This window comes from Desulfoconvexum algidum, assembly GCF_055382125.1.
In genome coordinates, this window is record NZ_AP042394.1 from 6,880,695 (window position 1) to 6,905,713 (window position 25,019).

19 protein-coding genes are annotated in these 25,019 nt (G+C 44.3%); 16 read left to right on the forward strand and 3 right to left on the reverse strand.

The features are described from left to right. Positions 1-385: 385 nt before the first annotated feature. The 3 genes from ACZ45G_RS30975 to ACZ45G_RS30985 are packed head-to-tail and all read left to right on the forward strand — an operon-like array spanning position 386 to position 3,592. Positions 386-1,228, forward strand: a complete 843-nt coding sequence (locus tag ACZ45G_RS30975; protein WP_464174507.1) for a phosphate/phosphite/phosphonate ABC transporter substrate-binding protein — start codon at positions 386-388, stop codon at positions 1,226-1,228. Beyond that, positions 1,225-3,258: a two-component system sensor histidine kinase NtrB gene (locus ACZ45G_RS30980; protein WP_464174508.1), complete on the forward strand. Its 2,034-nt coding sequence runs from the start codon at positions 1,225-1,227 to the stop codon at positions 3,256-3,258. The genes ACZ45G_RS30975 and ACZ45G_RS30980 overlap by 4 nt, the downstream gene beginning before the upstream one ends. Beyond that, positions 3,233-3,592, forward strand: a complete 360-nt coding sequence (locus ACZ45G_RS30985) for a response regulator (protein WP_464174509.1) — start codon at positions 3,233-3,235, stop codon at positions 3,590-3,592. The genes ACZ45G_RS30980 and ACZ45G_RS30985 overlap by 26 nt, the downstream gene beginning before the upstream one ends. A gap of 9 nt (positions 3,593-3,601) precedes the next feature. Here ACZ45G_RS30985 and ACZ45G_RS30990 read toward each other — a convergent pair whose 3' ends face one another. Both ACZ45G_RS30990 and ACZ45G_RS30995 read right to left on the reverse strand, forming a co-directional pair. Further along, a complete protein-coding gene (locus ACZ45G_RS30990; protein ID WP_464174510.1) occupies positions 3,602-4,603 on the reverse strand; it encodes a phosphatase domain-containing putative toxin in 1,002 nt (333 codons plus the stop codon). Between the two features lie 13 nt (positions 4,604-4,616). Further along, complete coding sequence (locus ACZ45G_RS30995) at positions 4,617-7,217, reverse strand: PEP/pyruvate-binding domain-containing protein (RefSeq protein WP_464174511.1); 2,601 nt, start codon at positions 7,215-7,217, stop codon at positions 4,617-4,619. 442 nt (positions 7,218-7,659) lie between these two features. Here ACZ45G_RS30995 and ACZ45G_RS31000 point away from each other — a divergent pair, with 442 nt between their 5' ends. From ACZ45G_RS31000 to ACZ45G_RS31030, 7 genes are all read left to right on the forward strand, one after another. After that, a complete protein-coding gene (locus ACZ45G_RS31000; RefSeq protein ID WP_464174512.1) occupies positions 7,660-10,452 on the forward strand; it encodes a molybdopterin-dependent oxidoreductase in 2,793 nt (930 codons plus the stop codon). 2 nt (positions 10,453-10,454) lie between these two features. After that, on the forward strand, positions 10,455-10,838 hold the full coding sequence (locus tag ACZ45G_RS31005) for a hypothetical protein (RefSeq protein WP_464174513.1): 384 nt from the start codon (positions 10,455-10,457) through the stop codon (positions 10,836-10,838). A gap of 34 nt (positions 10,839-10,872) precedes the next feature. Beyond that, positions 10,873-12,567 carry a sulfite exporter TauE/SafE family protein gene (locus tag ACZ45G_RS31010; protein ID WP_464174514.1) on the forward strand — a complete coding sequence of 565 codons (1,695 nt, stop codon included), beginning with the start codon at positions 10,873-10,875 and terminating at the stop codon, positions 12,565-12,567. Positions 12,568-12,660: 93 nt separating this feature from the next. Continuing rightward, a complete protein-coding gene (locus ACZ45G_RS31015; protein ID WP_464174515.1) occupies positions 12,661-13,248 on the forward strand; it encodes a hypothetical protein in 588 nt (195 codons plus the stop codon). Between the two features lie 7 nt (positions 13,249-13,255). Next, a complete protein-coding gene (locus ACZ45G_RS31020) occupies positions 13,256-13,726 on the forward strand; it encodes a hypothetical protein (protein ID WP_464174516.1) in 471 nt (156 codons plus the stop codon). After that, on the forward strand, positions 13,723-15,219 hold the full coding sequence (locus ACZ45G_RS31025; protein WP_464174517.1) for a sensor histidine kinase: 1,497 nt from the start codon (positions 13,723-13,725) through the stop codon (positions 15,217-15,219). Before ACZ45G_RS31020 ends, ACZ45G_RS31025 begins: the two co-directional genes overlap by 4 nt. A gap of 43 nt (positions 15,220-15,262) precedes the next feature. Further along, positions 15,263-16,651 carry a sigma-54-dependent transcriptional regulator gene (locus tag ACZ45G_RS31030; RefSeq protein WP_464174519.1) on the forward strand — a complete coding sequence of 463 codons (1,389 nt, stop codon included), beginning with the start codon at positions 15,263-15,265 and terminating at the stop codon, positions 16,649-16,651. A gap of 131 nt (positions 16,652-16,782) precedes the next feature. Here the strand turns inward: ACZ45G_RS31030 and ACZ45G_RS31035 are convergent, their stop codons facing one another. After that, the gene (locus tag ACZ45G_RS31035) at positions 16,783-17,691 is read right to left on the reverse strand and encodes a DUF169 domain-containing protein (RefSeq protein ID WP_464174520.1); all 909 of its coding nucleotides are present in this window, start codon (positions 17,689-17,691) and stop codon (positions 16,783-16,785) included. A 475-nt stretch (positions 17,692-18,166) separates the two neighbouring features. On the opposite strand from ACZ45G_RS31035, the gene ACZ45G_RS31040 reads away from it, so the two are divergent. From ACZ45G_RS31040 to ACZ45G_RS31065, 6 genes are all read left to right on the forward strand, one after another. Further along, the gene (locus tag ACZ45G_RS31040; RefSeq protein ID WP_464174521.1) at positions 18,167-18,685 is read left to right on the forward strand and encodes a hypothetical protein; all 519 of its coding nucleotides are present in this window, start codon (positions 18,167-18,169) and stop codon (positions 18,683-18,685) included. A 63-nt stretch (positions 18,686-18,748) separates the two neighbouring features. Continuing rightward, entirely contained in the window at positions 18,749-19,978 is a 1,230-nt protein-coding gene (locus tag ACZ45G_RS31045) for a toxic anion resistance protein (RefSeq protein ID WP_464174522.1), read from the forward strand. 16 nt (positions 19,979-19,994) lie between these two features. After that, on the forward strand, positions 19,995-20,642 hold the full coding sequence (locus ACZ45G_RS31050; RefSeq protein WP_464174523.1) for a DUF4178 domain-containing protein: 648 nt from the start codon (positions 19,995-19,997) through the stop codon (positions 20,640-20,642). Then, positions 20,629-22,314, forward strand: a complete 1,686-nt coding sequence (locus tag ACZ45G_RS31055) for a hypothetical protein (protein WP_464174524.1) — start codon at positions 20,629-20,631, stop codon at positions 22,312-22,314. The genes ACZ45G_RS31050 and ACZ45G_RS31055 overlap by 14 nt, the downstream gene beginning before the upstream one ends. A gap of 17 nt (positions 22,315-22,331) precedes the next feature. After that, the gene (locus tag ACZ45G_RS31060; RefSeq protein ID WP_464174525.1) at positions 22,332-23,222 is read left to right on the forward strand and encodes a DUF350 domain-containing protein; all 891 of its coding nucleotides are present in this window, start codon (positions 22,332-22,334) and stop codon (positions 23,220-23,222) included. Positions 23,223-23,238: 16 nt separating this feature from the next. Beyond that, positions 23,239-24,993, forward strand: coding sequence for a polyamine aminopropyltransferase (locus tag ACZ45G_RS31065; RefSeq protein WP_464174526.1), 1,755 nt, complete (start codon positions 23,239-23,241; stop codon positions 24,991-24,993). Positions 24,994-25,019: the final 26 nt, after the last annotated feature.

The window sequence follows — 25,019 nt, forward strand, 5'->3', positions numbered from 1 at the left end:
ACCCTATCTTGTTTCAGCCACACCTTCTGCCAGGGCAGAACCCTAGGCATCAATAGCTTTACCGGATCTGTTAAACACAAATCCGGTTTATTGTTCATCGTTAAATGTCCCTGTTCTGGGGTTGATTCTATACACCAATCTTGGCTATATGAAGTAAACATTAAGTTTCCAAAGTCAAGTTTCTTTGTGAAAATTTCAGGATAGCCCCGGGCAATTTTTTTTTAGCGTAAACATCATTCCCATGGTATGGTTGATCTGCTGTTACGCACAAGACACTAAAATTGGGAGAAACAAAGTGAGATATGGGTGGGTGATTTTACTTTCCTTGTTAGTATGCTTGGGTTGCGGAGAAGATGAACCCGCGATCAAGGTTGATTTAAGCTTAATGGAGCAGGTTAAGTTTGAAGAGGAGCCTTCCCTTATCACCTATGCCTATCTTCCTCAATATTCCCATACCATCTCTTACAGTCGGCACCATGCGCTTATTGAGTATTTGAGAAAAAAGACAGGGTTGAATATCAAGCAGATATTTCCGGGCACATTTGATCAGCATATGGAAATGGTGGGACAAAACAAAATTGATATTTCTTTTTCCAATCCATTTATTTATATAAAAATTGCCCATAATTATGGGGCAAAGGCCTTTGCCAGAATTGTGGAAATGACCGGCAAAGATGAGTTCCGGGGACAAATTATTTGCAGGGCAGATAATGTGTCCATCCAAACTCTGGCCGATTGCCGCCAGAAACGCTGGATAGCGGTTGATTCGACATCGGCAGGAGGGTATCTGTATCCATTGGGCCATTTTCTTGACCATGGTATTACAAAAAGGGATTTTAAAGAAATTGTGTTTGCGCCGGGTCCCGGTGGAAAACAAGAAAAGGTGATCCTTTCCGTTTATGCAGGAAAATATGATATTGGAACCATCCGGGAAGGTTCCCTGGATGTGGTGTCGGCAAAAATTGATCTTAATAAGATAAGAGTTCTTTCAATGACGGATCCCTTTCCTGGCTGGGTGTATGCCGCCAGGAGAAATCTGGATAAAAAGATCGTGGAAAAATTAAAGCAGGCCCTTGGAGCCCTTGATTTTAACGATAAAGAGCATCGTGAAATATTAGAAGCCGCTAATTTTATCAAGGTCATTCCTTCCGTTGATTCGGATTTTGATTCTGTGCGACAATTGGCGGTCAAGGTGGGCATGAGCCTTGGGGAAGCCCTGAATCAATGAAGCTGGGATTTCGGAATAAAATATATCTGGGCATTTTATCGTTGCTGCTCATCCAGGGGCTTGTTGTTTTTTTCTGGGTCAGCCATGTCATGAAAGAATCCATACTGGCAGAAATTAAAAATCGCGGCATCACCATCGGAAGAAACCTTTCCGCACGCATGGTAGAGCCCCTTCTGGCCATGGATTTTTTAAGGATGAAGGTTTTGGTGGATGAAACTGTCCAGCTGGGGGATGATATCTTTTATGCTTTTGTTCTGGACAGGAACGGGACTCCTTTGGTCTATACCTTTAAACACGGGTTTCCCACAGAGCTTAAGACGGTCAATTGGGTTTCGGATCATAAGAAAGGATCCATGAAGCTTCTGGATACAGGCGAACATCTTATTTATGATTATGCGGTGCCAGTTATCATTCATGGGAATCGACTGGGAACAATGCGGCTGGGTCTTTTCCGGACAAGGGCTGAAAAAGCAGTCAATAAAATACTTATTTCTGCGCTTGTAACCATCCTTTTTGCAATATTTGCCGCCGGTGTGGTTGGCACTTTGTTGCTCAACCCTGTGACAGAAAGTATTAAAAAATTGTACGCATCATCGGAACAGGCCCTGCGGGGAAACCTGGACGCAAGAACTGCCCCCATGTTGAAAAAAAATTGCTGGGATATTATGCAATGTCATCAGAACGAATGCCCGGCATACAAAAATTATCATCACCGATGTTGGTATCTGGCAGGAACCCTTTGCCCAACCTGTGTTGAAGGAGAATATGCAAAAAAAATAGATTCCTGCCAGCAATGCAAGGTTTATAAACAATGTTCAGGAGATGAAATCCAGAGCCTTGCAGAAAGTTTTGATGCCATGACCCTTTCTTTAAAAGGCAACCTGACGGACCTGCGAGATACCGAAGGGGTTTTGAGTGAACAAAAAGCCTTGCTGCAAACTATTTTGGATGCCATCCCCGATTTCATATCCCTGCAGGATCATGAAGGCCGATATGTATCGGTTAATGAGGCTTTTTGTAAAATGCTCAACAAGAATAAAACAGATATTGTGGGCCAAAAAAATAGTAACTTGTTTTTAAAAAACAGGGCAGTGCTTTATGATCAAGAAGACAAACAGGTCCTTGATACGAGACGCCCGTTGGTCAAAGAAAATAAGGTGGGGGGATCAAAGGGAATAAAATGGTTGCATGTGGTGAAAATTTCTGTTTTGGAGGCAAACCATGGGAAGATGGGAATCGTTTGCAGCGGCAGGGATATTACACAGCTAAAAGCGGTCCAGGAACAGCTCGCCCATGCCCAAAAAATGGAATCTGTCGGCCGCCTGGCTGCTGGTGTTGCCCATGAAATCAACACTCCTCTTGGTATCATACTGGGTTATTCCCAGCTTTTGCAAGAAGAGCTTGAACCAAACAGCCAATCCCATGAAGATGTGGCCACCATTGTCAAACAGACAAAAAATTGTTCCAGAATTGTTGCGGATCTTTTGAGTTTTTCCCGTTCCAGTGAAAGCCATATCAGTGAATTTAATATGAATGAAGCCATTGAGGAGGTTATAGGAATGGTTGAACACACTTTTGGTTTGAATCATGTGATTGTCAAACGGGAGTATCATAAACATCCTTTATGGGTGAAGGGGGACAAGGAAAAACTCAAACAGGTTGTTATCAATCTATTGAACAATTCCTTTGACGCCATTCAAAAGGACGGCGTCATTCGTGTGACAACCGACGGGCGGAGAGAAAATGAGATAAAAATATCCATATCAGATTCAGGTTGTGGAATTCCCAAGGAAAATATAAACAAGATATTTGAACCATTTTACACCACCAAGGGCCCCGACAAGGGAACCGGACTTGGGTTGTCGGTTACATTTGGCATTATAAAAGAGCACAAGGGAAGTATTAAGGTATACTCTCCTGGGTTGTCAGGAAGAAAAGAAGAGGGAGGGACACAATTTATAGTGACCCTGCCCGCTCATTTAAATGGAAAAAAGGGAGAAATCAATGGCGAAAATTCTCGCATTGGATGATATATGGGATGCAGCCAACCTGATTAAACGGATTCTTGAGAAAAAAGGGCATACAGTTACGCCTTTTACAGAAGAAGAAGACGCTATTAAATATGTGGAATCCAATCCGGTAGATCTGGCTATTCTTGATATTAAGTTAAAGAAAATGAGCGGCGTTGAGGTTCTGGAAGAATTGAAAAAAAGATCACCCGCCATTAAGGTTATCATGCTGACGGGCTACCCCACCATCGAGACCGCAAGGGAGTGCTTAAAACTGGGTGCCAGTGAATATTGTGTGAAACCAATTGATAAGGATGAACTGGAAGATAAGGTGGCCCAGGTGCTTCAAAATTAATTCCCTGGGTTACTCCGGGGCCTTTTTTTCAATATCAGACAGGTAATGGAAAAATTTTTGTACAAATTTTCCTGAAATTGTATCTGCCACAGAAAATTGAAACCCGGTATCTGCCAGAAATTTTCCTGAAAAAGCTAAAAATACGCTTTGGGATAGCTCAAAGAGCATCTCCTGGATTTCATGTTTGTCTGCTGAAAACCCAGGTGCGCCGTAGATTCTGCACCTTGTCGGTCTTATTTCGTAAATCTCACAACCAGATCCCCCATTGAACGGGCACAGGAGACGCTGTCGTTTATGTGTCTTAACAGCCCTTTCTATAAACACCTGTCTTTGGGCCGAGGAAACCTGTTTGTTAATTTTAGAGTGGAGATAAAGGACTTCTATCAATTGAAGGTCAAACATTTCAGAACAACAGGTCTGTTCGGTTTTACCGCATTGGATGATGGTATTTTCAATTTGTGTATCAATTTGTGTATCAATGTTTTTGATCAAGGATTCATAATCGGAAAAGAAAAGACTTAAGTCCACCCTATTTTTAATCTCCAGGGAAGGCTCCCGGATTTTCAGGACGCCTGAGCGTTTACCATATTTTTTTAACAGTTTCCATTGACCGTAATTGGAGGGATTCGCATTTGAGGCATTTAATTTTTTTGAAGCAGCTTTCAGGGTAAGGCCTCTGCGAATCATATAGGAAGTAACAAAGGTGCCGGTTCTCCCAATCCCGTGGCGGCAATGGACCAGCACTTTTTTCCCAAGATAAATGGCTTCATCCAGCCAGGCCAATGCCTTTTCCATGTCTTCCATTTCGGGAATATCCTCATCCCATATGGGAAGGTAATAGACCTCAAATCCCGAGGATTCTTCAAGTTCATGGAGATCGCTGAACTCAGCACAAAGGTTTACAATGGCATCAATCCCCTGGGCTTTTATGGTATCAAGCTCTTCATATGACATGGGAGCGTAACCGACAGCAAGGCTTTTCGTAATCCATTTTATGGGGTATGGAGACATGGCAGTTTCCTTTTCAGGTTTCCAATTCTTTATCAACAGCCGATCTGAAATCATACCGACCCTTCATAAAATCATCAACCAAAACGTCTACCTCCATGTTCTTTTTAAGATACATATCCATGAGTTTGGTGGCTCCCAAAAGCCGACCGAGTAGATCCAATGTTTTTTTTGTGGTCTCTAAGGACCTGTGAGTGAATTTGCCATCAACAAGATCTAATTTGATTTCAACCATAAATCCAAGCCGTGTTAAAATTTGTTTAATAAAATTAGCCCTGAGGGAGCGCCCAAGAGGAGTGCCACCGCCTCCGGAAAACCTGAAGAGGATATAATTATCTTCTTTGGAAGAGGAGCAGATGGTATCTATGATGACAAAATGGTATCCAAATCTGAAATTTACATTCAAATATTCCTTTGACAAAACAGCATAGCTTCCGAACATTGGGGAGTCGGCACTGATAATCCCACCTGCCATGACAATTCTGTCATACTCCTCCCAGTCAAAATGTGTGGTTTCAGACCAACAAATCTTAGGGTTGGCGAGACCTTTGAATAAAGCATTCATGGGTATGCTGGCAATATTTTCTGGTGTTAAAAATTTTGCATCCTTTTGATTTTTTGTTTTTGGGACATCCTTGATCCCCGAGTCCACATCAAGGAGATAAAAGAGCATGGGGATGTCGGATATGAGTTGTTTTGCCCCTTTTTTTCTGCTCCCCTTTCTATTCCCCATAAAAAACATCTCTTTCATGGCTGTTTCATGGGTAAAACGGATAATATCATGGAGGGACCTGCATGATTCCGGAACAAAAGATTTAGCGGCCGGGTTTGTCAGTTTTAATTTGGCGCAAAAATTAAGAACATACCGCAGTTTGACCATAAAAGAGCTGTCGCAAAAAAAATCTTCTTTTGGCGTGGTTTTTTCCAATAAAGATTCTACCCTTCCTTGGTATACAAGTCCCTGTACTGCATCCACAGTTACCCAATCTCCCTGGACTAGATCGGTAAAACCATTTTTCAGGTTTACTATTGCCGGAATCCCAAACTCTCTGGCAATGGACGAAAAATGGCTGGCACGACTTCCCGAACCGATGATAATTCCGGTTATTTTGTCTATTGCCATAACAAATTGAGGCAAAGCATGTCTGACCACAAGCACCGATCCTTCAGGTATATGAGGTATTTGGGATAATTGCTCAAGAATATAGACAGGTCCTGTGGCTGTGCCCTGGCAGACCTGTTCGCCTCCTGAACAAATTATTTTATTTGCAATTTTTATCCCGGGGAGGTGGGCGGTTTTTTCAGGGGGCGAAATCTCAGCCGGGTTTAGGTTCAAGGGTCTGGACTGGAGGATAAAAAGCGTGCCGGATTTATCCTGGCACCATTCGATATCCTGGGGTTCATTAAAATGTGTTTCCAGGCAGACTCCCCATCCGGCCAGGATGAGAGCAGACGATTCATCAAGGGAGAGGCTGTTTATCTGGTGGGGGTCTGTATCTATTATCCGGGTTTGATCCGGGCCTAAAACCATTTGTTTAAGTTTGGCAGCAGGCTGGATGCTGATAATTGTCGCAGGGCTCTTTTTTGAGACTCGGATAACATCCGGAGAAACTTTGCCTTCCACAAGAAGTTCACCCTGACCCCAGACAGAATGGATCAGCAGGTTCCGGGGATTTTGATTTCCAATATCCCGGCTATACATCACACCGGATGATTTTGAATCAATCATTTCAAGGACCAGAACCGCCATGGGGGTTTCGCTGTCCAGGATGCCCCGGCTGATTCGGTAAAAGAGCGCCTGGGCAGAATATTTGCCGGCAATGATGTGTTTATAGCCGGCCAGTATGTTTTCCATTTTGACATTTAACAGGGTCTGGTATTGACCTGCAAAAGACGCTTCTCCATCCTCTTTGGCGGCACTGCTCCTTAAGGCGACCCGCAGTGCCCGGTTATGTTTTTTTTCAAGCTGTTTTATCGCAGATGTCAGCGCGATTTCAATATCTTCGGGGACATGGCCATTTAATATAAGCTGTTCAATTTCAAAGGCTGTCTGTTCAAGTGATGTGGCATCGCTGATTTCAAGCCTGGCCAATTTTTCATTGATGGCGTCCCGCAGGTCATTGGCCTCCAGGAAGAAATGAAAGGCATTGGTGGTTATGACAAATCCGTCCGGGGAGGGTAAGTGCAGCTTCGTACATACGTGTGATAAGTTAAAGGCCTTTTTGCCGACAACAGTTTTCTTTGCCGATGAAATTTTATCAAATTCAATGATAAATGGAGGTGAAAAATCAAATTCCGGCGGAGCAAGCATAAACCGGATATAAAAATCAAACTTTTTATAGTACGCTTTCAGGCTCCAATAATTTGACGGACACATTTTTAAAAGTTCTTCAACCATCTGTAAAACAGCGGCAGAAAATTGATCATAGGTTTTTACAACAGCCTGAAAGTCACACTTTTTCTGCGTATGATAAATATCCTCCAAATCGGCCATCAACTCGTGGGCAACTTTGTCATATTCCAGCAAAGCCTTAAAGGATTCATATTTTTCCCTTAAAACCGTTCCCGGTGAGAACACCTGAAAGGTCCAGTATCTGAATAAATTCTTAATAGGCATGATCTTTTGTGCTGGTTCCGATATTTTGATTAAAATCTATGCTGTAACAAGATAGTAAGAATAACATTGAAAATAAAAGAACACAAACAGGATTTTTTGGAAGGAAGCGCAATAAAAAAAATGCAGTGAAATATTTTTATTGCGCAGTATTATTATGGCAATCCTTTGTTGTTATACGTCAATATCCATTTGTTTCAGGGCTTTCCTCGAATAATCATATGGTATTGAATTTGATATCGGGTTTGCGCAGGTTTTTAGCTTAAAGACTGTTCTTATTGTTATTTAAAATATAAAAACAATTAAATTATATATTATTCCGGGTAGTTATATCGTTAATATATTTAATTTTGATCTGTGGCAGTCTAACTGGCATGGATCTGGCTAAATAAACCTTGGGTCGTTTGTAATATCAGAAGAATATTTGCTAAGGAGGCAATAAAGTATGGATAAAACTTATATGGAATCAAGGGCCAAAAGATACCAATTTCTTTCCACCCTGTACCGCGATGAGATTCCTTTGGAATTAATTAAAAGCATGCAGGATGAACAATTTCTTAATGGGCTCCTTGAATCTGTAAAAGGATGTGGGTTTATGGATCTCACCAGTGGTGCAAAGGCCATGGTTTCCTGCCTGAAAAATACCGATTCGGAAAAATTGTATAAAGACTTAAGCTATGATTATGCAGATGTTTTCCTCAATGCAGGACCCAATCCCGTATTCCCATACGAATCTGCCCACACAGGGAAGAAACCTGTACTCATGCAGAAACCGGTTTTAACGATCCGGGAGTATTTTAAAACAGCCGGCGTTCACAAAAATCCTGATTTTAAAGATCTTGATGATCACATTGCCGTTGAAATGGAATTTTTAAGATATCTTCTTGATAAACAAGACGCAGATATGTATGTAAAATTTTTTAAAAACATATATCTTAAATGGGTAAATTCTTTTTGTGATCAACTGACTGCTTCTGCAAACACGGACTTTTATCAGGGTCTTGCTCATTTCACACGGGGTGCTTTGATGTGTGAAAATATGCGAATAGATGGTTTTAACAGGGGTGAAGAGACAACCCAGAAAATGATGGAGGCTTGTTTTTCCCTGAATCTTGATTCTAACTATTTCACACTGAAAGAAGGTGCTGTTGAACCAGAACCTTCAAAAGAAATACCCTCACATTGTTATACCTGCGGTTCCCTGTGCGGTATGGTAGCAAAAGTAAAAGACGGTATACTGACAGGCGTTGCAGGACTTCCCGGCGATCCCAAAGGCGGTGGCAGACTCTGCCCTAAAGGCGCATCATCTCCAAGTCATCTATATTCACCGTACCGGCTTAAAACACCCCTTATTAAAGAGAATGGCCGTTTCCGAAAGGCAAGTTGGGAAGAGGCTCTTGACGCTGTTGCAGATGGTATTAAAAGTATAGAACCTGAAAAATTAGGATTTTTCAGGGGAAATGATTTTGTAAACTGGATACATGAGGGACTTTTTGATCACCTGGGATGCCCGAAAATGACCCATAGGCCCATGTGTGACAATGCCAATCGTATGGCAAATGAACATAACCTCAGTGACAAGAGGCCGTGGATTAATTATGAGCAAGCAGATTATATTCTCCATTTCGGCATGAATGAACTTGCCACTTCCTATGGGCAGCGAAAAACCACTCAATTGAAAGCTGCCCTTAAGAATGGGGCAAAACTGGTGGTTTTTGATCCCAGAAAATCAGAGACAGCAGCTGCGGCTTCAGAGTGGATCCCGCTCAAACCAGCTACAGATGGCGCAGTTGCCCTTGCCATGTGCCATGTCATCATAAAAAATGAGCTCTATGATAAAGCGTTTGTTAAAGACTGGACCCATGGATTTGATGAACTTAAGGACAGGGTGCTGGGTAATGAAGATGGAACGGCCAGGACGCCAGAATGGGCGGCCAAGATCAGTGGTGTCCCTGCAGAGACCATAGAACGGGTTGCCATGGAATTTGCCATGGCTGAAAACAAAGGCGCCTCGTCCTGGGCTGGACTCGGACAAGTTCCCAATGGCATGTACGGGACTGCTGCATTACAAGCTTTAAATGGGCTATGCGGTACCTTTGATGCTCCGGGAGGACCCTCACTTCCTTTTAAAAGAAAATTGAAATCTCCATGGGGAGAGGGACAGGAAAAACCCCCCAAGGGATCTGCACCCAAACTCGACAAATTAAATATGTGGTCTGGCTGGGTTCCTGCAAACACGTTGGCGGCTGTTGAATCAGGCAAACTTAAAGGCATGATCCTCTATTATGGAGATCCCGTTCTTTCCTGCGGCAACCAAAAAGATTCCACTAAAGCCATTGAAAAAATGGAATTCAAGGCAGCCATAGAAGCCTTTATGTGTAACAGCGCGCTGTTGTGTGATGTTATTCTTCCTGATGCCACTTGGCTGGAGCAAAGCCAGGTAAAACCTGACTGGCTTTACGATGCTTTTATTGGCTACTATGCTGAAATTGTGCCGCCCATGTATAACACCAGGCCCGTGTGGAAAATAATAAAAGCGCTGGCAGATAGACTTGACCTGGGCAAATACTTTCCATGGGATGATATTGAAGATGCCTTCCAAAACCAGATGGAAGGGACCCCATGGTCTTTTGATGAACTCAAGACAAAGGGGTTCATCATTACAGACAAGGCAGAATACTATAAGTATAAAAAATGGGGCAGCATTAACCCTCCTGATGGATATGGCAGCTCTGGAACGAGTAAAACAGGAAAATATAATTTTGTTAACCCTGTTGCCCTGGAAAAAGGGGTAGATGCTCTGCCGGATTATAAAGAACCGGACAAAGAATTGCAGGCCGACATAGACTACCCCTTTATCTTTGGGAATTTTCGGGTCTTTGGGCATGAGCACTCTTCAACGTTCAGCAATTTTCAGGCCATGAAGACAATGGGAACAAATCCGCTGTGGATAAACAAACTTGATGCCCAAAAACTGGGAATAGCTAAAGGTGACAAGGTCAGACTGGAATCCCCATGGGGCAGTGTGGAAATGGTTGCAAATCCCACCTGGTCAATGTCAACGGGCGTACTTGGCAGTGCGGGCGGGTTTGGACATGTCCGTGGATGTGAAGGAGACCCTAAATTTCCAGAAATAGGGGGCGTCAATGCACCTGGTATCATGAAAACAAATGCAGCTGAAAAAGATGGCGGTACGACTCTGCTGAAATATATAAAAACTAAAGTAGAAAAAATATAAAAATGACCATTGCATCCTTAAAATCAATCTTTATTGGTGTGGGTGGATCACTGGTTCTTGCCGTTTTCTGTTCAACTTTTATTGCCATGGAGAAGATTTTGTTTGTTCTGCCGCTGTTTATCGGATTTAACGGGGCAATAACCGGTTACCGGCTGGTAGAAGTATTGAAAGAAAGGATTTCAAATATTCCTCTTTTTTCAGTTGTCCTGGGAGTCGGTACCGGCACGCTTACGTTTGCTGCGATAAATCTTGCTATGAATTTTGCAGGATCATATATGGGGAGTATCTTTTTCCTAAATATTTACGATCTGTTTATTTATATGGCAGTGTCAGGCGTCACAAGTTATCTGGGGGCAAAATTAGCTGTTAGATATTTTAATTTATAATCATTGTATGATGTTTTTAAAAAAGGAGAGTTAGATGAAGAAAGTTTTTAAGTATTTCATTATGATGTCGCTGGTATTATTGGTTACAGCGGCAGGATCTTTTGCCGGGGACAGCATATCGGCATCTTCCTATAAAGCAGGGGATGTGGTTGAGATCACCGGGAAGATCGTACCGGGTCAAGATTTATATATTGCCATTGCCCAGCAGAAAATGTTTGCACCCGGTGATACCGATGGTGCATATGAGACTAAAAGACTTAAAAAGGATGGCAAAAAGAAAGGATTTGCCCAGGATACAAAGATTCCCCCCCTTTATTATATGATTACCAATGTACCGGAAAAATTTGGTAAGGTAGATAAGAAAAAATTTGGTGGCCCTTCTGTCCTTTTGAAAAAAGGACAAGGGATTTACAGCACCACCATGTTCTATCTGAAAAATAAATTAAGTGATGTGGATGCAGTTGCTCGTGCTATGCTCGGCCCCATTAAATCAGACGAACAGTGGAATTTTTTCAGGTATGCCAATGAGAGTGGCTATGGTATCAATACCATTGTTAAAGAAGGTAACAGAAAAGGTAAAGTGGTTATTTTTTCACGATCTGTCATTGGTGACCAGTCAAGCGGCAATTATTGGGACAAGGGCACCGCCGTAAAACTGGATAAAGCAACGGGTGAATTTACCGCCTCCTTTAAATCCTTCAGACATACCCCCCCAGACACCAAATTTGATGTGTATGTGAACAGTGCAAAAATTGGTGATTATAAGATTGAGAAAAACGGGTTCTGGCTCTCCAAAGGGTTTAGATATATGAACCCCCTATGGATTGTTATCGGTGCCGTTCTGGTGGGAACCTATTTTTCCATGATCGGTGCGGCCGGTGGTATGCTCATGGCAGCTTTTCAGGTGTTGGTTGTCAACACCATGGGACCTGTTGGTATCAATGCAGCCAATGTTTTAAAGCCCTCCAATATTGCCTTGACCCTGTTTTCTCCCCTGGGATCTTTCTGGCGGTATGCCAAGATTGAAAAGCGTGTTGCATGGCCAGTGGGGCTCTCCTTTGGTGTGGGTATCTTTATCGGGTCCATCTGGCTGGGTAAATATGTGTCTGCTGTTCTGCCCATGAAAGCCTATAAAGAGTGGCTGGCCATCCTGGTTGTTATCATGGGGATCAAAACCCTGATGGAAATGACACCCAAGGCCATGAATAAAAGAAAAAATATCAAGGCCATGACCCAGAAATTTAATAAAGAGGTTGCAGCAGCAAAGGCCGAAGGCCGATCCGCACAAATGGGCAGTATTGAACCTGTAAAAACAGGTATCATGGATTATCGGTTTAAGTTTTGGGGCGAAGAATTTAAAATCAACCCATTGCTTTTTGCAATCCTTGGTGTTTTCATTGGTATCGTATCAAGATCCTTTGGTATTGGCGGTGGTTTCCTTCTCGTTCCCGCCATGACAACCCTGGGTGCACTTCCCATGTATGTGGCAGTCCCCATATCCTTGGTGGGAACCTGCTTTTCCAGTATTGGTTCATTTATCGGATATCTAATGGCAGGATACCTGCCGGATATGACCCTGGCCATTGCCATCATCATCGGCGGGTTTGCAGGGGGAATGCTGGGCAGTCGTGCCCAGAAGATGTTCTCTGAAATGACCTTAAAGGTTATTCTTGCTGTTACATTGTTCTTTCTGTTTTTCAGATTTTTCAAAATTGAAATCTGGATTTAGATTAAACTCAGTATAAGATCAAACTTGAAACCCGTGTGCTGAATCTCTATAATGGCAGAATTAGCCACGGGTTTTATATTAAGGACAAATTTTATGAACGATGTTATGGACAGGATATGGGGATTTATTGAAGCATTTTTAAACAATGCCGTGGTGTTTCTGGATACCACCCTGACTCCCCTTGAAATTCTGGGTCCTGGAGTTGTGATATTTGTTCTTGCCTTTCTTGTGGTTATCTTTACAAGAATTATTGCACAATTTTATGTGACCCAAAGATCTGTTACACTGGAAAAGGAATTTAGACATTGGCAGGGTATCCGTGAAGAGGCCATGAAACATCCTGACAGGGAAAAAGGCAAGGCCCTGGCAAAAAATGTCGACCAGGCCGAATTAAACAAGGCCTATTATGATTATTTTTTTGAAGGGATGTTAAAACATTTTATTGTCAACGTCCTTCCCATTCTGTTGATGGTCTCCTATGTGACAACAGTGTATACGCCCCAAACCCTTTTACAACGGTTTGGAGAACGCTGGATATTTTCATTTTCTTTAGGATCTTCTTCTCAGGTGAATGTCAGTTCCATGCTCTGGCTTGTCATTTGTTTTGTTTTGTCATTTATACTCGTTGCAGTATTAAAAATGGTCTTTAAAAAACGATATGCCCCAAAAATATTTGTCTAGCATACAGTTGATTTTAAAATCCCTGGGGGCACTGGTTGCTGTGGCCTTGGTTTTTCTACCCCTGGATGCATATGCCACACAACTCCATGCCAGTTCAGAAGGGATAATCACCCACCAGATGGGACACCTGTTTTTCCTTTTTTCCATGGTGGCGCTCATTTTCACCATCACAGGAAAAAGCTTGGATAAACAAAAGGGCTGGCGTTTTATTCAGTATTCCGCCTTCTTTTTTATACTCTGGAACCTGGACGCCATTGCAGCTCATTTTTTTGACAACCAGATCTATGCCGTCAAAATTGAGAAGCTCTCTTTGGGTCAGATACGGGTGGTCAGCCAGTCAGAGCTTCTGGCATGGTTGTATTATGTTTTAAAACTGGATCATCTCCTATGCGTCCCTGCCATGCTCTTCCTTTATGGAGGGCTTTCAAATTTAGTTGATGAACAACGGCAGATGATGGCAAAAAAGGATATTCCATGATCATTTCCTTTATTCCCATACTGGTGGTGGATGTCCTGGGGTCCGTTGCAATGGTGGTGATTGCACTTCTCTGCCTTTACAAAGCAAGGATATTACGGTCAATGGATCCTGACAACGCTGTTTTTTTGTATCTGTTGTGGATCAGTACCGGATTCATGATTTTTGCGTTATCCCGGTCCTTTGGTCATATTTTAAAACAATTTCTTATTCTTACATCAAATGGCGCCACCTGGCATGCCATCACCTCTTATTCAGGGAGTGTGAACACGGTTTCTTTTATGCTGGTGGGACTGATTACGCTTTTTTTTAACCAAAGTTGGAATATAAATGAAAAAATTTTATCAGGCAGGAAAAAACTTGAAGACACCCATATTAAACTCATGGATCTGAACCAGACCCTTGAGCATAAGGTGGTGGCCCGGACAGAAATGTTGACCAGTTCTGAGCACAAGGCCAGAAGAATTTTTGAACAATCCCTGGATACCATTGTGGTGACGGATGAGGGGTTTAAGATTTCAGAGATCAACCAGGCCGGTGTCACCCTGACCGGGTATCAAAGAAAGGAAATGCTGGAAAAAAAAATGGGGTTAAAGGATTTTATGTCCCTGGAATCGGAATGGGAAAAAATCCGCGGCCTCCTTGAAACCCATGAGTATATTCTCAACGAAGAGACCGATTTTCTAAGACCGGATCGCAATCTTGTAAGGGTTCTGATCACCGGCGGCGTGGATTACGGCGCCTTTGGCTGCGGCAAGACCTTTCATTTTATTATTAAAAATATTAACGATAAACGACAGATGGAGCAGCAGATTGCCCAGGCCGATAAATTAGCTGCCCTGGGTGAATTGTCCGCAGGCGTCGCCCATGAGATCAACAATCCTTTGGGCATTATCCTGGGATATACCCAGCTTATGTTAAAGGAAAATTCAGGGTTTGAAGAGGATCTTAAAATCATTGAAAAGCATGTGAAAAACTGTAAAACCGTGGTGTCGGACCTGCTTTCCTTTTCCAGAAAAGGTTCCCTGGAAAAGAGCCGGGTAGATGTGACCACGGTTATTGACGGGGTGATTAAATTTCTGGCCAATCATACGGATTTTCGGAATGTGGATATCCAGACAGGGCATGCGCCACAAGACCCCCTGATGATTTACGGCAATGGCCAAGAATTGGCCCAGGTGATTATTAACCTGCTCATCAATGCCTGCCATGCAGTGGGGAAAAAGGGTAAAATTGAGATTGAGACAAAACAAACACAGAACAATCTGGTTATCATCACCGTGAAGGACAACGGTACCGGCATCCGTAAAAAGCATTTTTCACGGATATTCGATCCCTTTTTTACTACCAAGCCCGTGGGCCAGGGAACCGGTCTTGGCCTGTCTGTGGGGTATGGCATTATCCGCCGTCACGGCGGGGATATCACGGTAAGAAACCGGAAGGAACGAGGGGCAGTTTTTACCATCACGCTTCCTTTTGCACCGCAAAAGAGGTAAAAAATTTCGGGCAGGAACCCAAAGAAAACAGGAGAGAGGTTTAATGAAGGCAGAAATATTGGCGGTGGATGACGAAAAAGATATGACCCGACTGCTGCAGCGGACCCTTGAACCTGAACTTGACTGTTGTGTGACCATGGTATATTCAGGGGAAATGGCCTTGAATATTTTGGCACAGGCATCTTTTGACCTGGTTATTTGCGATATTAAAATGCCGGGTATGGACGGGTTTGAACTTTTGGGGCGGCTGAAAAAAAAATACCCGGACATGACAGTGGTGATGCTTTCAGCCTTTGGTAATATTGAATCTGCTGTATCGGCCATTAAAAAAGGGGCCTATGATTTTATCTCCAAGCCCTTTGAGCAGGATGAGATTATTTTCAAAATTCAAAAGGCATTGGAGCGGAGCCGACTGCTCCATGAAAATAAGCAGCTGTTAAAAGAACGCAAGAAAGAGACGCGTCCGCTGATTGGCAAAAGCGAGGCCATGGAAAAGGTGTTTGAAAAAATCGCCCTGGTGGCGGACAGTGATGTCACCGTACTGATCACAGGAGAATCCGGCACGGGAAAGGATTTGACAGCCCGGTCCATCCACGATTTAAGTCCTCGAAAAAACAAGCCCTTTATCCCGGTGAACTGCCCCACCCTTCCCGAGCATATCTTGGAAAGTGAGCTTTTCGGATATAAAAAGGGTGCCTTTACCAATGCTTATCGGGACAAGACCGGCCTGTTTCAGGCCGCAGACAAGGGCACCATTTTTCTAGATGAGATCGGGGACATCGGTCCTTCCATCCAGACCAAGCTGTTGCGAATGGTCCAGGAAAAGGAAGTAAAGCCCCTGGGGGATACAAAAGCCCAGACCGTGGATGTGCGGATCATTGCCTCCACCAACCAGAATTTAAAACAAAAAATTGCCCAAAAAGAATTCCGGGAGGATTTCTTTTATCGCTTGTCCGTAATCTCCATTGAACTGCCGCCATTGCGGGACCGGATAACGGATATTCCAATTTTGTGCCAGGCCCTTTTGGCCAAGCATTGCGAAAAGATGAATAAATCCCCTAAAACCGTATCTGGGGAGGTCCTGGACCTGCTTATGAAATATCCCTGGGTGGGAAATGTCCGGGAGCTTGAAAATGTTCTGATCCATGGCATCCTCTATTCAAAAGGGGATACCATTGGCGTGTCCGATATTCCCATAAACGAAATCCGCAAAAATAAGACAGAAGGCGATCTGGAACAGGGTAACGCCTCCTTGCCATACAGGGAAGCTAAGGAAAAATTTCTTTCCGGGTTTAACCATGATTATATCAATGCCAAACTTTCCATGACCCAGGGCAATGTTACCCAGGCGGCAAAACTTTGCCGGATGGACCGCCAGGCATTGCAGCAGATCATGAAGCGGTACAATATTGATCCGGATCATTTCAGGTAGCTGTCCCTTTTTTGAAATAATCCAAAATTTGCGGTCCTAAAGCATTATCGTCATATCTGACAGCTACAGGTTTGTTGGAAAACTTCAAACCATATAGCTATCAGATAATTCAGATAAACGTATATAAAAAATTAAGCTTTTTTCTTTTTAGGCTTCGTAAATGTTAGAAATGGACAGAGTTTGCAAATATCAAATCCAGGATAGGTCTCACCGGTTCTTGGAAAAGATACGCCACCATCTCTGATGGTTCTTTCCAGCATCCAGTGAATTGTTGGTTCCATTTGTTTGTAGGGCATTATCCAGTTAACCTCGCCCTGCTCTGTTTTTCCGGCAGTGTAACTGCTGCTGCACATCTGGGTAACGTTGAATTTTTGAACGACGTGGCATTGAACGCAACCATGACAAATTGACGAATTCATGGTCATGACATTTTGCAGGGGATGGTTATCAAAAGCTGCATTCCAGTCATTTCCCAAATGGTAGGACTGGAGAGGATCACACATACCATGAATAATATCAGGTGTAAAAGGGGCTTTGTGTAACGGGGCTGTCGCAAAAGCTAAAGGCGCCTCAGGCAATCGTTTTTTTGTTTTTACAAAACGTTCAGCCTGATCCCAGTCTTTTGTATATTTCAAATGGCTCTTTATCTCAGCATCATCAAGTTCTTTCCATTTCATTACAAATTTTGCATTGGCACAGCCCATTTTGTCCGCTGTCCCAAGGAGGACTTCTCCCCCCTGCCTGGACGCAGCTACATAGGCACAAAAAGTAATCGGCTTGAGAGCAGTCTTATACTCAACATTATTTTCAAAATCATCCAGCTCAGCCTGATCAAAAAAATATTTAACTGCTACTGGATAATATTTCATTTTCAAAAGGTTTCTTAAAGCAAAAACAATATCTGAATTAGACAGTTTACCGCCATTTTGCTCAGCATTTTCTAAAAGACGTTTTGCCAGTTCCACATCATCCATATACATATCTGTATCTATAGCCTTTGCAACGCCCATATCTGTCTGGGTTTTATTCCCACTTGTCATTTTTAGTCCTCCTAAATTAGATAATAATTAATAAAACAATATATCCTACTGCAATTTATAAAATCAGGTATAATTATAATCTCGACCAATGATAAATCAATGATAAGAATATGCACTACAAATCGTATCAATACATGTTGTGCAATAAAATTCTTGAATTGCATTCTTTTTATTGCATCCCCTCGAAGGTATCCTTCGAGGGTTTCTTCAACATCCAATTATGATGGTCTCGTAAAAAACCTTTGACACCAAATTCAATTTGATAAATTGAACATACCAGATTGTATTTCCGTTATTAATGCCTGTTATGATTAAATCATCTTGTCCCCCCTGGCAGGAAAACTTGATTTTTCTTATTTTCTGTGTATATCTGTTACAGGTTTTAACTATTTTAGAACCTTGTAAATCTAAGGATCTGCATTATTTTGCCATAGATTGGTATGAGACTTACCCCGAATACAAAGGAGTAAACCAGATGACAATAATTATTGCGGTAACCCTTTTCCTGGCTGCCGTCATCACCTTTGGCCTGGTCATGAAAAAATTTAGAGACTCTGGTATAAAGGTTCCTCAAGCTCCTGTAGCGCCCCCGGCACCAGTAAAATCACCTGAAGAAGAATTTACAGAAATCCTGGATGTATTGCTGAAACTAAACCTGATGATCAGAAAAGATAGGGATGTCTCCGAAGAAATGATCCTCAAGATAGAAGAGATAATTGATGATCTCAAAACCATCATTCCCGCCATGATGGAACGTTACCCCGGAGAATCACTGACCTATGAGATCAAAAAAATCGGCCTGTCCCATCTTTACAAAACCGTAAAGGAATTTCTCGATCTGTCCGGAGAAAGCCGCGAAAAACAGCTGGATAATTTCAAAACAACCATCCAAAGTCTCCAGGATGTTACCCACAGATCCCGTGACATCATTGAAAGCAATGAAACTGCTGAGTTTAAAACCATGGCCCATTTTCTTGCGGGAAAATTTTCTTAACCCCATTCTTAACCCATTTTTAAAAAGTGGGGCTGACCCTATTTTTTTCTTAAGGAGGAACCCATGACCGACATATCCCAAGACCTAAAAAGTGTGGCCGTTCAGGCCAAAGCCCCTATCCTTTCAGACGTGACTGAAATTTCAGGCCAGGGCGCACTGACCCCGGTACAATCACCCTCCAACCTGGAACCCATCCAGCCCAAACATCTGGCAGTGGAAGATATCCAGGCCCTGGAAGCAGAGGCCAATGCTTTTTTGGAAAAAGTGAAGGCAGAACCAGGGGACTGGCAGTTGGGCAACTTTGTCTTTTCCCTGGGCCAGGAAATCATGGATCAGACCCAGGCCCAGGTTACCCTATATGACCGGAAAATGGGCGCTGTACTTAAAAGTGTTGCCACGGATGATTCCTCTCCTGTGGGAAAAAATATCCTTGCCATTAAAACCGAACTGGACAAGGTCAATCCCACCATGGTGGGAAGACAGGAACTGCCCTTTCCCAAAAAAATGCTGGGCCTGTTCACCAAAACCGTGAACCGCCTGCCCAAGGGAGATGAGATCCTCCGGGTGATTGCCGAGCGCCGTGAAACCGTCAACTCCACCATTGACGGCATTCGAACCCATTTGCGCAACGAGGCCGACCAGGTGGCCTTTGATGCGTCGGAGCTTTCCATCATCTGTGATTCCTTAAAAGAGATCCAGCCCCGGCTCCAGGAGAAAATATACCTGGGCCAGATCATCTGGCAAAAACTCATGGCCCAGATGGAAACCGTGGAAGACATGCGGATCAAGGAAGCCCTGACCACCCTTACCTCGGACCTTGCCATGGCGGTTGTGGATCTCCAGACCATTGACAACTCCAACCTCCAGACTCGGTTCGGCGGAGAGATGATGGTCAGAAATTCCCATCTGGTAAGGCGGCTGGTTCAGAGGACCGACATGATTTTGTCCACTGCCGTGAAAAATGCCCTGGCCGTCCGGGTGGCTGCAGAACAGCAGATGGAGACGCTCAAGCACCTGGATATGGTTCAGCAGTCAGCCGCAGAGACCATGAAGGACACGGCAAAGGTCATTGGCAATGCCGCTATCAAGGGTGCCCAGATGAGTCAGAGCATGACCGTGAATATTGAGGCCCTGGAAGAGGCCTGCAACACCTATGAAGAGGCCTTTGAAACCTATGCCCTGATTTCCAAGGAAACCATCAATATTGCCTCCCAGAGCTCCACTGCCCTGGGCAAGATGAATGAACGGTTCAGGGCAAGAACCGATTCCCTGACCGCAAGGCGTCAAGACTAATAAAAGGAGACATCCCATGATTGATACTGCCCTTAAGAAATCCTTTGATCAGCGGTTTTCCCTGGTTCGCACCCTTGATAAAACCAGATTGATCCCTGAATCAGCCCAAGCATCCCTCACCCTTATGGATGCAGAGAAAGGCAGTTTTTTCACTTGTTTCAGTGACACCTATTATGTGAAGGGAAAAAACAGATACCAGGAAATGTCTGAGGATTTTGCCACCCGCAAGGATTATTTTATTACGGAGCTCACCTGCCTTTGTCTGGAAACGGGTCTCGTGGGGCACTTTGAATGGGAAGTTGATGATGAGTTGGAAATATCAATTACCCTGGAACAGACCAGCTTCAAATATATCAAAGATGAAGAGGGCAAAGCCGTGGATGAAGACGACTTGGAGCAGATTGCCGAGGACAAGGATGCCATTGTCTATGCAGGACAAAAATTTTGGTATGAAGACGACTGGGCAGCCCTATATCAGCGGAACGGACGAGAGGAGAAGGTCTATATGTATGAATTTGAAAATGAGGAGGGCAGCCTCGCTTTAACCATTGAAGAATGGACCGGCTCTGGCCGGGATGAATACAGGCTATATCTTTCCAAATCTGTGGTGCCTGACCAGATAACCATCATGAGCAAAGGAGCCCCAGGAGATGAGCTCTTATAAAAAGAATAAAGGTATCCTATCGCCGGGTATTGGGAGGGGGCAAAAAATCGGGATTCGCCTAGGCCGGACACGCCTGACCCTGATGTTATTGGTCCTGATGTTATTGGCCCTGGCTGGGTGCGGCAAAGGCCTTCCCGATGATGTTAAAAAAAATGCCAAGGCCATTCCCGATGCCATTGAAGCGGCCCAAAAGGATATCAAACAAACCCAAAAACAATTTGCAAGTCTCAAAAAATCAAAAAAATTCAAACCGGTTGCCGTCTATGCCCAACGAGAAGACTGGGATCAGCTGTTTACCCGAGCAAACCAGGACCTCGCCCGGGCAAGTGACCTCAATAAAAAAGAACTGATTCCCCTGGTGAAGAAAAACAAGCCCGAATCAGCTCCTAAGGTTCTGACCCAGACAAACCGGATTAATCAGGTTATCCAGGAGGCCAGGCAACAGGCCAAGGCCCCCATCAACCGATTCCTGAGAATCAGGGAGGCCATGGACAATACCGATGATATCCAGGCAAAAGCCGAATCCATTGGCAAAAAAATAGCCACCCGGGTAATGGATCTGGAGCGAGGACCCGTTGCAGCGGCCCGGGACAAGTTCCCTGATTCTGTGGGCGCTATTGATGCCCGGTTTGCCCCTTTTCTAAAGACCCGACAGGACACAAAAAATCGCCTGACCGTCATGGATAAGGAGTATACAGCTTATAGATCCAAGGGAAACCCCGACTTTGCCGCCTTCATCGACGCTGCCGATGCAATCACCCAGGACGTTAAAACCCTTGAACAAACCCGGGCGGTTTTTGAGCGGGAGCTGGACCAGCTGTACGCGAGCTATACAAAGGTTCTCCAGGATATGAAGACCGAATTTTATGTTACCATAAAGAGGGAATCCTGGAACGAGAACTCCGATTATTATGATCCCAGATTTGCCACCTTTCAGCGCAAGGTAAGTCCATCGGTATATGAGAGTCTGGTTGAAAGTGACCTGGAAATCATTGCTGCCCTGTCTCCGGGATTCGGTGGAATCAGCTTTTCCAACAAGATCGGCAACACCTGGAAACAATTGAATATCAATGCCACGGAGCACTGGCCGGCTCGAAATCACAATGCCGCATCTTTCTGGGTTGAAAATGAAAAAGCACTTTATTTTCACAAGTATTTAAAGGAAGAAAACGGGGAGACCAGTGAAACAGATTGGGTTAAGGTGGACCCCTCCTTTTATGAACAAAACTTTGAATTCCTTGGCATGGCCATCCTGTCAAAACCCTATGGGGTCTTTGAACAGGATCGCATTACCCAGGCGACCCCGCCAGGCATGGCCTATGTGGGCAATGACAAGTATGGAGAATGGAAAAAAGATAATACGGGGAACAGTTTCTGGTCCTGGTACGGTAAGTATGCTTTATTTTCCCATCTTTTCTTTTTCCCCTCCTCCTCTTTTGGTTATGGGGGGTGGAATAGCTGGAACAATGGCTACCGGAACCAACAGCCCTATTTTGGGAAAACCCGAAACGGAAACCAAAGATATGGCACCCGGGGCAACTTTGTGAAGCAATCCCCCAAATACCAGAGTAGCAATTTTTCAAAAACAGGCGGTTTTAAATCCCAGTCCGCATCTGTCAGAGGCGCCAGCACAAAACTTCGCGGCGGCGGGCCCAAAGCCAAGGGCAAATAACTTTAAGGAGATTACACATGAATATCGCACCAATTCTCATCGGCATCGGACAGGGATTTATCTATGCTATTACCTGCATCTTTTTTATCTGGCTGGTCAAACAGGTGGATGACTGGAGAACCCGGGATTTTGATGATGACCGCCATATTGATGATGGCAATCTTGCCGTGGGTCTGCGGCGGGCAGGACTTTATCTGGGCATTTCCATTGCCCTTTCAGGGGCTCTTTCCGGCACTTCGGGAGGTTTTTTTCTAGATTTGATCCAGCTTATCGTGGATGGACTTATTATTACGGGATTCCTTTTCTCATCCCGGTTCATAAATGATTTTATCATGATGGGCCACCTGAAAAACGATCTTGAATGTGTCAAGGAATTCACCCTGGCTGACGGACGAAAGATAACCGGGAATACAGCCCTGGGGACGGTGGAAGCCAGCATGTACATTGCCACGGGATTTATCCTCAAGGGCAGTCTCGCCGGAGGGGGGGGTACCTTTTTTCAGTCCCTGGTCAGTGCGGTCCTCTTTTTTGTCCTGGGGCAGATAGCCCTGCTGGTATTTGGGTTCGTCTATGAACTGATCACTCCCTTTAATGTCAGGCAGGAGATCAAACAAAACAATCTGGCAGCCGGCATTGGTCTGGGTGGAATTCTCATTGCCCTCGGCATCATCCTCATGGGAAGCATCTCCGGCCCCTTTACCGGGTGGGGAACCGATCTGGCAGGGTTTGCAATTTACACCGCTTACGGCATGGTCATGCTCTTGATTTTCAGAAGCGTTCTTGACCGGATTTTGTTGCCCACCACCTCCCTGGCCATAGAAATAAAAGAGGACCAGAATGTGGCGGCCCTCATCGTGGTGGAAAGTGCCATTGCAGCGGTTGCCGTGATCATTGCCTTTTCCATGTAGCCATGTTTGAAAAAAAATGACCCCCAACTCCATGGAATCAGCGCAAAAAAGTTTTAATTTTGCATCGTTTCTGCTTTGCGCCTGCATGTTTGCCAGCGGGGCCTGCGGCATCATCCTTGAGTATATCCAGGCAAGTCTTGCCTCCATGATCCTTGGCAACGCCTTTGAGCAATGGGCCATGGTCATCGGGCTCATGATGTTCTGGATGGGATTTGGCAGCCTGATCCAGGCCAGGATTAAAAAAGAATATCTGATCTATGTCTTCATCGGTATTGAAATTGCTCTGGCCCTGGCAGGTGGTTTTTCCCCCATCCTCACCTATCTGTCCTATGGATATACGGCCCATTATAGCCTGGTCCTCTATTTTTTTGTCAGTTTCATCGGCATCATGATCGGCCTGGAAATTCCGGTGATCATCCGGATTAATAACGATTACAGCACAGAGTTGTCCACAAATCTTGGCAATATTCTGTCCGCAGACTACATCGGCAGCCTCATCGGATCTTTGATATATGTATTTGTGCTTCTGCGGTATACCCCCATTACCGAGGCCGCTTTCTTAACGGCGGGTATGAATTTTTTACTGGCCCTGGTCACCTTTGTCTATTTTACCCGGAAAAAACTTATTCCTAGGAGTGTTGTCCTCTCCCTTATCATGGGGCTTACCTTGTTTACCCTTGTGTACGGATACCTGAACAACCGGCAGTGGCAGGTTAAAATAGAACAACCCCTTTACGATGATCCCATTGTTTATAGCCGTGCCAGTCAATACCAGCACATTGTCATTACCCACTACAAGCCCTTTGATGAAATCCGTCTCTTTTTAAACGGAAATCTCCAATTGTGCAGCACAGACGAAGCCCGATACCATGAACCCCTGGTACACCCGGTGATGTCCCTGGCCAAAATTAAAACAAAGGTTCTCATTCTGGGAGGAGGCGACGGCTGCGCCCTGCGGGAAGTTTTAAAATATAAAGAGGTCAAAGAAGTGATGCTGGTGGATCTGGACCCGGCCATGACAAGTCTTGCCGCTACCCATCCCCTTTTGGTCCGGATTAACCGTAATTCATTTAAGGATGCCAGGAATACGATTTTATCGGCAACGGGCGTAACCCCGGGCCCGGACCGGCAGATTTATATGAACACAACTAAAAACCTGGGACCGGATCAAATTTCATCTGACCCGGCAGTCGCCGGTGGGGCAGCGGATCAAATACCTGGCACCCGGACGAGCGCAAGCCGGCACCTGGCCGATGTAAAGGTTATGAATATTGATGCAGACAAATTCTTAGAAAAAATCCCGGGATTTTGGGATATCATCATCGTGGACATGCCCGATCCTTCCACCCCCGAACTTACCAAGCTCTATTCCCGGGAATTTTATAAGAAAGTAAAACAGCACTTATCCCAAAACGGCCTCATGGTGGTCCAGTCCACCTCCCCCTATCTGGCAAAGGAAAGTTTTTTGTGTATTGGCCGAACCATTGAAGATTCAGGCCTTACCGTTCTTCCCTTCCATGAAAATGTGCCCAGCTTTGGCGATTGGGGCTGGTACCTGGCCTGGCATCCCGGCATACAAAAGAACAAAATCATGGACCGGATTAAAACCCTGGAATTTTCTGTGGAGACCCGATTTTTAACCCCGGAACTGTTCAGAAGTGAATTGGTTTTTGGCAAGGGGATGCTGGGAACTAATAGACGAGAGATCAACACCATTCTCTACCCTGTGCTGCTTACTATCTATAACCATGACTCCTGGCTGCTGGAATAAACAGGCACAGGGAAACGGTTTGTGTA